Raw genomic sequence first — 7,673 nt, forward strand, 5'->3', positions numbered from 1 at the left:
CATTCTCCTCAACTTGTCGTGGCATCGGTCCGCGAACGCCGGACGGCTCGGCGAGCGAGCCCGTCCGGCGTTCGGGGACGGTGCGCGAGGACCGTGTGCGAAACCGTGCGCGGGAACCGTCAGCGGCCGTTGAAGGCGTCCTTCAGACGGGAGAACAACCCCTGCTGCCCGGGCTGGAACTGGCCGGTGGGCCGCTCCTCGCCGCGCATCTTCGCCAGGTCCCGCAGCAGCCTCTCCTGCTCCGGGTCCAGCTTCGTCGGGGTCATGACCTCGACATGCACGATCAGATCGCCGCGCCCGCCGCCCCGCAGGTGTGTGATGCCGCGGCCGTGCAGCGGGACCGACTGGCCGGACTGGGTGCCGGGCCGGATGTCGACCTCCTCCAGTCCGTCGAGCGTCTCCAACGGCACCTTGGTGCCGAGCGCGCCCGCCGTCATGGGGATGGTGACCGTGCAGTGCAGGTCGTCACCGCGGCGCTGGAACACCGGGTGCGGCAGTTCATGGATCTCCACGTACAGATCCCCGGCCGGGCCGCCGCCGGGGCCGACCTCGCCCTCGCCGGCGAGCTGGATCCGGGTGCCGTTGTCGACACCGGCGGGGATTTTCACGGTGAGTGTGCGCCTCGACCGGATGCGGCCGTCGCCGGCGCACTCCGGGCACGGGGTCGGCACGACCGTGCCGAAACCCTGGCACTGCGGGCAGGGCCGCGAGGTCATGACCTGGCCGAGGAAGGACCGGGTGACCTGGGAGACCTCGCCGCGGCCGCGGCACATGTCACAGGTCTGGGCGGAGGTGCCGGGCGCGGCCCCCTCGCCGCTGCAGGTCGTACAGACCACGGCCGTGTCGACCTGGATGTCCTTGGTCGTGCCGAACGCCGCCTCGGCGAGATCGATCTCCAGCCGGATCATCGCGTCCTGGCCGCGCCGGGTGCGCGAACGGGGCCCGCGCTGCGACGACGTACCGAAGAACGCGTCCATGATGTCGGAGAAGTTGCCGAAGCCACCCTGTCCGAATCCGCCCGCGCCACCACCGCCGCCGCCGGAGGCGGACAGCGGGTCGCCGCCGAGGTCGTAGACCTGCTTCTTCTGCGGATCCGACAACACCTCGTAGGCGGCGTTGATCTCCTTGAACCGCTCCTGGGTCTTCGGATCGGGGTTCACATCCGGATGCAGCTCGCGGGCGAGCCGCCGGAATGCCTTCTTGATCTCGTCCTGGGATGCGTCGCGGCGTACGCCGAGTACGGCGTAGTAGTCCGTGGCCACTTACGACTCCGCCAGGATCTGTCCGACGTAACGTGCCACTGCGCGTACCGCTCCCATCGTTCCGGGGTAGTCCATGCGGGTCGGTCCGACCACGCCGAGTTTGGCGACTGCCTCGTCGCCCGAACCGTAGCCGACCGCGACGACGGACGTGGAGTTGAGCCCCTCGTGGGCGTTCTCGTGCCCGATCCGTACGGTCATGCCCGAGTCCTTGGCCTCGCCGAGCAGCTTCAGCAGCACGACCTGCTCCTCCAGTGCCTCCAGCACCGGCCGGATCATCACCGGGAAGTCGTGTCCGAAGCGGGTGAGGTTGGAGGTGCCGCCGATCATCAGCCGCTCCTCCGTCTCCTCGACGAGGGTTTCGAGCAGGGTGGAGAGCACGGTGGACACGGTCCCCCGGTCCTCGCTCTCGAATGATTCCGGCAGATCCTGCACCAGTTGCGGGACATCCGCGAAACGGCGTCCGACGACCCGGCTGTTGAGCCGGGCCCGCAGATCGGCGAGTGAGGTCTCGCCGAACGGGGCGGGGCAGTCGATCATGCGTTGTTCGACCCGGCCGGTGTCCGTGATCAGTACGAGCATCAGGCGGGCGGACGCCAGCGACAGCAGTTCCACGTGCCGCACCGTGGACCGGGTCAGCGAGGGGTACTGCACGATGGCGACCTGCCGGGTCAGCTGCGCGAGCAGCCGCACGGTGCGGCCCACGACGTCGTCGAGGTCGACGGCGCCGTCGAGGAAGTTGTGAATGGCACGGCGTTCCGGCGACGAGAGGGGCTTGACCCCTGCGAGCCTGTCGACGAAGAGCCGGTAGCCCTTGTCCGTCGGGATACGTCCCGCACTGGTGTGGGGCTGGGCGATGAAGCCCTCGTCCTCCAGCACCGCCATGTCGTTGCGGACGGTGGCCGGGGAGACTCCCAGCTTGTGCCGCTCGGTGAGCGCCTTGGAACCCACGGGCTCCTCGGTGCCGACGTAGTCCTGGACGATGGCGCGCAGCACTTCGAGTCTGCGTTCGCTGAGCATGGCGCACACCTCCAGCTGTGTTCCTCGGTGGTTCTCGGGCCGTTCCTGCTTCATTCCCAGGAATCCGCTTGGCACTCTGTCCTCACGAGTGCCAGCAACTCCCCCGCTCAGTGTACGGCGGACGAGTGGGGGCCTAGCAAGGGCGACCGGTCACGCTACCGCGTGACCGTGCAGGTCGTTGCCGATAGCGTCGCGGTATGGACGTCTCTTGGGAAGAGTTCGGCTGGGAGCGACTCGGTCACGGAGTGGGCCGACGACGCCTTCCAGGATGGGATGCGACCGTCGCGCTGGTGGTCGGAGCCGATGGAGTGCTGCTCTACGACACCGGATCGACGCTCCGCGAAGGCGCCGAACTACGCGCCCAGGCACAGGCCCTGCTCGGCCGCAAGGTGACGCATATCGCACTCAGCCACCCGCACTTCGACCATGTGCTGGGCACCGCGGCGTTCTCCGGCACCGAGGTGTACGGAGCGGTCGGCATGACGGACCTGCTGAAGTCCGGGGCGGACGCGCTGTACGCCTCCGCGGTCCACTACGGGGTGTCCGAGCACGACGCGGCGGAGGCCACCGGCGCGGTGGTGGCGCCCCGCCACGAGGTGCGCGGCGAATGGACGCTCGACCTGGGCGGCGGGCGCCAGGTGCTGTTGGCGAACGTGGGCCCCGCCCACAGCGGTCACGATCTGGTGGCGCTCGTCCCCGGCTCCCCCGCGGTGGTGCTCTGCGGCGACCTGGTCGAGGAGTCCGGCGAACCGCAGGCGGGCCGGGACGCGGTCCCGTCCGGCTGGCCGGCCGCACTGGACCGGCTGCTGGCGCTCGGCGGCGAGGACGCGGTGTACGTGCCGGGCCACGGGGCGGTGGTGGACGCAGCGTTCGTCAGGGCGCAGCGTGACCGGCTGGCCGCCCTCTTCGGCGTGTCGTGACCGGTTCCCGTCCTATCGTCTTCCGATGCGCAGCTATCAGCCGGACCTGACCCCGCCGTGGAAGAGGTCCGCCCCCGTTCCCGAGGTCCCCGCCGAACCCGATCTGGTCGTGGAGGAGGTCTCCACCGGATTCTGCGGTGCGGTGATCCGCTGCGAGAAGACGGCCCAGGGGCCGACGGTGACCCTGGAGGACCGTTTCGGCAAGCACCGGGTGTTCCCGATGGAGCCGCGCGGCTTCCGGCTGGAGGGCCGGGTGGTCACGCTCGTGCGCCCGTCGGCGGCCGCTCCCGCGCGCCCGGCGCGTACCGCCTCGGGTTCGGTCGCGGTCCCCGGCGCGCGCGCCCGGGTCGCGCGGGCGGGCCGGATCTACGTGGAGGGCCGTCACGACGCGGAGCTGGTCGAGCGGGTCTGGGGCGACGATCTGCGGATCGAGGGCGTGGTCGTCGAATACCTGGAGGGCATCGACGACCTCCCGGCCATCGTGCGCGAGTTCTCCCCCGGCCCGGACGCCAGGCTGGGCGTGCTGGTCGACCATCTGGTTCCCGGCTCCAAGGAGTCCCGGATCGCGGCCCAGGTGTCGGACGCGAACGTCCTGGTGGTCGGTCACCCCTACATCGACGTGTGGGAGGCGGTGAAACCGTCGTCCGTGGGGATCGCCGACTGGCCGGTGATCCCGCGCGGCCAGGACTGGAAGACGGGCGTCTGCCGCGCGCTGGGCTGGGAGGAGAACACGGGCGCGGCCTGGCAGCGCATCCTGGCCACGGTGCGGTCGTACCGGGATCTGGAGCCGGCACTGCTGGGCTCCGTGGAACACCTGATCGACTTCGTGACCGCACCCGGGGACGGGGACGGCCTCTCCGGCGATTGACAGGCGAGCCCGGGGCGGGGCCCCGTATGCGCCCCGCCCCCGCCCTCAGTCCACCAGGTCCCGCACCACCGCGTCCGCCAGCAACCGCCCACGCAACGTGAGCACCGCCCGCCCCTCCCCGTACGGCACCCGCTCCAGCAGCCCGTCCTCCGCCGCCCGCCCCGCCGCGGCCAGCCCCGCCGGTGCCAGCAGCGACAGCGGACACCCGTCCGCGAGCCGCAGCTCCAGCAGGATCCGCTCGACCCGCCGGTCCTCCGCGGAGAGGATCTCGCGCCCGGCCCCCGGCGACCGCCCCTCGGCCAGGGCCTGCGCGTACGCCCCCGGGTGCTTCACGTTCCACCAGCGCACCCCGCCGACATGGCTGTGCGCCCCGGGGCCGGCGCCCCACCAGTCGGCGCCGCGCCAGTACAGCTCGTTGTGCAGGCACCGGCCCTCGGGCGTGCGGGACCAGTTCGACACCTCGTACCAGGAGAAGCCCGCCGCCGTCATCGCCTCGTCGGCGATCAGGTACCGGTCCGCGTGGGCGTCGTCGTCGGTCATCGGGATCTCGCCGCGCCGGATCCGCCGGGCCAGCCGGGTGCCCTCCTCGACGATCAGCGCGTACGCCGACACGTGGTCCGGCCCCGCCCCGATCGCCGCGTCCAGCGAGGCACGCCAGTCGTCGTCGGACTCCCCGGGCGTTCCGTAGATCAGATCGAGGTTGACGTGGTCGAAGCCCGCCGCCCGTGCCTCGGCGACACACGCCTCGGGCCGCCCCGGCGTATGCGTACGGTCGAGGATCTTCAGCACATGCTGCCGCGCGCTCTGCATCCCGAACGAGACCCGGTTGAAGCCGCCCTCCCGCAGCTCGGCCAGGTAAGCCGGACCGACGGATTCCGGGTTGGCCTCGGTGGTGATCTCGGCATCGTCCGTGAGCCCGAACTCGTCGCGGATCGCCCCCAGCATCGTTACCAGGTCCCCCGCGGCCAGCAGGGTCGGCGTACCGCCCCCGACGAAGACCGTACGGACCCGGCGCGGATCGTCGCCGAGGACCTTGCGGGCCTGGCGGACCTCACCGATCAGATGGGCGGCGTAGTTGTCCCGGGAGGCCAGCGCACCGCCGGAGCCGCGCAGCTCGGTGGCGGTGTACGTGTTGAAATCGCAGTAGCCGCAGCGGGTCGCGCAGTAGGGCACGTGCAGATAGAAGCCGAGCGGCCGGTCGGCGGCGCCTTCCAGGGCATGGCGGGGCAGCGCCCCGTCGTCGGGTACGGGTTCACCATCGGGCAGTACGGAAGGCATACCGCCCATTGTCACTCGCCGGCCGGGACCTCCGAGCCACGCCCGTGATCACGGACGAAGACGCGCTCGGGGACCGCCCCGCAGGCCCGCCGCCGGGGCCCGCACGCGGCGGGCCCCACCCGCCCGTCTCCCGCCTCACCCCGCCTGCAGCACCAGCAGCGCCAGATCGTCGTCGGGCGGCCGCTCGGCGAATTCGTGCACGGCCCGCTTGATCCGGTCCGCGATCCCGTCCGCCGACAGACCGGCGCAGTCGGCCAGCGCCCGGGCCAGGCCGTCCCCGTCGTCGAACATCAGCGTCCCGGAGCGCCGCTCCGTCACACCGTCCGTCACGCACAGCAGGCTGTCGCCCGGTGCCAGCTCGAAGCTCTGGCTCTCGTACGCGACATCGTCGAAGATCCCGAGCAGCATCTGCGACTCGGCGGCCGGGCGCACCTCGCCGTCGGGCCGCAGCAGCAGCGGCAGCGGGTGGCCGGCGCTGGCCACGGTGCAGCGCACGCCGCCGCCGGGCAGCGGCACGAGTTCCCCGTACAGCAGCGAGAGGAAGCGGGACTGCCCGGTGTCCGCCGTCTGCTGGCCGCCCGCCGCGGCCACCATGAGCGCGGCCGCCTCGGCAGCCTCCATCGCATCGTCCAGGAGCAGCCGGTTGAGCCGGTCCAGCACCTCGCCGGCGCCGAAGCCCTCACGGGCCAGCAGCCGCAGCCAGGGCCGGGCCAGTCCGGTGACCACGGCGGCTTCGGGACCGCTGCCCTGGACATCGCCGAGAACGAAGCACCAGCGGTCGCCGGGGCACGGGAAGATGTCGTAGAAGTCGCCGCCGACGACCCCGTCGTCGCTGGGTTCGTACACCAGTGAGCTGGTGACGCCGGGTATGTCGGCGACCTTGCCGGGCAGCAGCGCCCGTTGCAGGATGCGGCTGATGGTGGCCTGCCGGGTGTATGCGCGGGCGGCACCGACGGCGAGGCCGACCCGGCGCACGAAGTCCTCGATCAGGGCGGTCACTTCGTCGGGGACGCGGGCCGTGCCCTCCCGGCCGAGGAGGACGGCGCCGAGTGTCCGGCCGCCCGAGGTGATCCGGTAGGCAAGAGTGGAGTCGGCGCGCTCGTCGGGCTTCTCGGCGTCCTCCTCTCCCCCGGGCCAGGGCATGGAGACGGGCCCGGTGCCCACCCGTCCGGGCAGCCGGATCGGGCCCTGCTCCAGCACCGCGCGCAGCTCTCCGGTCTCGGCCTCGTCGCGGTGCCAGACGCTGGCGAGCCGGGGGACGGCCGCGGGGCCGCCGTTCTCGGGCTCCAGCCAGATTGCGCACCAGTCGGCGAGCCTGGGCACCAGTAACTGTCCGGCGAGCGCCGCCACGATGTCTTCGTCGAGCTGGCCGGCCAGCAGGTCCGAGGCCTCGGCGAGGAAGGAGAGCGCGCCGCGGCCGGCCCAGTCCGCGTCGTCGCGCAGGGCCCGCCGTGCGGTGGGGGCGAGCAGCTCGGCGGCGCGCAGCCCCTGCTGGAATCCGGGCTCGGTGGAGGGCTCGGGGAACGGGTTCCAGTCGTCGACGGGGAGCCGGGCCCAGACGGTCTTGAGGCCGGTGCGGTAGGTGATGCCCCAGCGCTCGGAGAGGGTGCCGACGAGCTGGAGTCCGCGACCGTAATCGGCGGGGTCGACGGAGCCGGTGGGAACCCCGCCCTCCGCCGCATCGGCCGGACCACCGCCCTCCCGGCGCTCACTGCGCACGGCGCGCGCCGGGTGGTGGTCGGAGACCTCCAGGACCAGGGCCGCGACATCGTCCTCGGTGGCCTCCTCCAGCCGGCACAGCAGCTCTACGTTGGTCCCGGCGTGCACGACCGCGTTGGTGACCAGTTCGCTGACGACGACCGCCGCGTCGTCGGCCAGACGCTCGCTGAAGCCCACGGCCGTCGGCAGTCCGAGCCCGGTCCACTCGGTGAGCGCCGCCTCGACGAACCGGCGGCCGGCGGAGGGGGCGAGGAGGTTTCCGGGCAGGGATGTGCGGGCGACGGGCCGTGCGTCCGCATGGCCGACGGTGATGCCGGGACGTTGAACGATGTCCCGCTGCAAGGGAATGGACCCCACGGCGCAGCTCCTGACCTGTTCTCGCTCTGTCTGTTCTCGCTCTGTCTGTCTGATCCCACTGGGCGCCACTGACGACACCGACAGAGTGACAGATGGACCAGGCCCACAAGCGTCGAGTTGCTGAAGTGGGCGGAGAAAATGAACGGGAGGGAACAGGGCGGTGGCGGGGGGGGCGGGCGCCCCCGGGCCGGCCCGCCCACGCCCACCCCCCCCACCCCCCCCCCCCCCACCCCGACCCCCCCGGGGCGCAGC

General features: G+C 72.1%; 6 protein-coding genes. 2 read left to right on the forward strand and 4 right to left on the reverse strand.

The window, feature by feature from the left end; all coding sequences use genetic code 11:
• Nucleotides 1–119 precede the first annotated feature (119 nt).
• Together dnaJ and hrcA are read right to left on the reverse strand one after the other, a co-directional pair.
• Nucleotides 120–1,262, reverse strand: a complete 1,143-nt coding sequence (gene dnaJ / locus ACF08M_RS00310; protein ID WP_392183001.1) for a molecular chaperone DnaJ — start codon at nucleotides 1,260–1,262, stop codon at nucleotides 120–122.
• A complete protein-coding gene (gene hrcA, locus ACF08M_RS00315) occupies nucleotides 1,263–2,279 on the reverse strand; it encodes a heat-inducible transcriptional repressor HrcA (RefSeq protein ID WP_093542656.1) in 1,017 nt (338 codons plus the stop codon).
• 197 nt (nucleotides 2,280–2,476) lie between these two features.
• Here hrcA and ACF08M_RS00320 point away from each other — a divergent pair, with 197 nt between their 5' ends.
• Both ACF08M_RS00320 and ACF08M_RS00325 read left to right on the forward strand, forming a co-directional pair.
• Nucleotides 2,477–3,199 (forward strand): MBL fold metallo-hydrolase, encoded by a 723-nt coding sequence (locus tag ACF08M_RS00320; protein WP_392183002.1) that lies wholly within the window; start codon nucleotides 2,477–2,479, stop codon nucleotides 3,197–3,199.
• A 25-nt stretch (nucleotides 3,200–3,224) separates the two neighbouring features.
• Complete coding sequence (locus ACF08M_RS00325; RefSeq protein WP_392183003.1) at nucleotides 3,225–4,067, forward strand: DUF3097 domain-containing protein; 843 nt, start codon at nucleotides 3,225–3,227, stop codon at nucleotides 4,065–4,067.
• A gap of 45 nt (nucleotides 4,068–4,112) precedes the next feature.
• Here ACF08M_RS00325 and hemW read toward each other — a convergent pair whose 3' ends face one another.
• Both hemW and ACF08M_RS00335 read right to left on the reverse strand, forming a co-directional pair.
• Nucleotides 4,113–5,354 carry a radical SAM family heme chaperone HemW gene (gene hemW / locus ACF08M_RS00330; protein ID WP_392183004.1) on the reverse strand — a complete coding sequence of 414 codons (1,242 nt, stop codon included), beginning with the start codon at nucleotides 5,352–5,354 and terminating at the stop codon, nucleotides 4,113–4,115.
• Nucleotides 5,355–5,480: 126 nt separating this feature from the next.
• Nucleotides 5,481–7,406, reverse strand: coding sequence for a SpoIIE family protein phosphatase (locus ACF08M_RS00335; protein ID WP_392183430.1), 1,926 nt, complete (start codon nucleotides 7,404–7,406; stop codon nucleotides 5,481–5,483).
• Nucleotides 7,407–7,673 lie beyond the last annotated feature (267 nt).

The organism is Streptomyces sp. NPDC015032, from assembly GCF_043080425.1.
GTDB lineage: Bacteria > Actinomycetota > Actinomycetes > Streptomycetales > Streptomycetaceae > Streptomyces.

What these genes read in the sequence shown, in the direction of transcription:
- hrcA (WP_093542656.1), bottom strand. Translation starts at nt 2,279, where the DNA reads ATGCTCAGCGAACGCAGACTCGAAGTGCTGCGCGCCATCGTCCAGGAC.
- ACF08M_RS00320 (WP_392183002.1), top strand. Translation starts at nt 2,477, where the DNA reads ATGGACGTCTCTTGGGAAGAGTTCGGCTGGGAGCGACTCGGTCACGGA.
- ACF08M_RS00325 (WP_392183003.1), top strand. Translation starts at nt 3,225, where the DNA reads ATGCGCAGCTATCAGCCGGACCTGACCCCGCCGTGGAAGAGGTCCGCC.
- hemW (WP_392183004.1), bottom strand. Translation starts at nt 5,354, where the DNA reads ATGGGCGGTATGCCTTCCGTACTGCCCGATGGTGAACCCGTACCCGAC.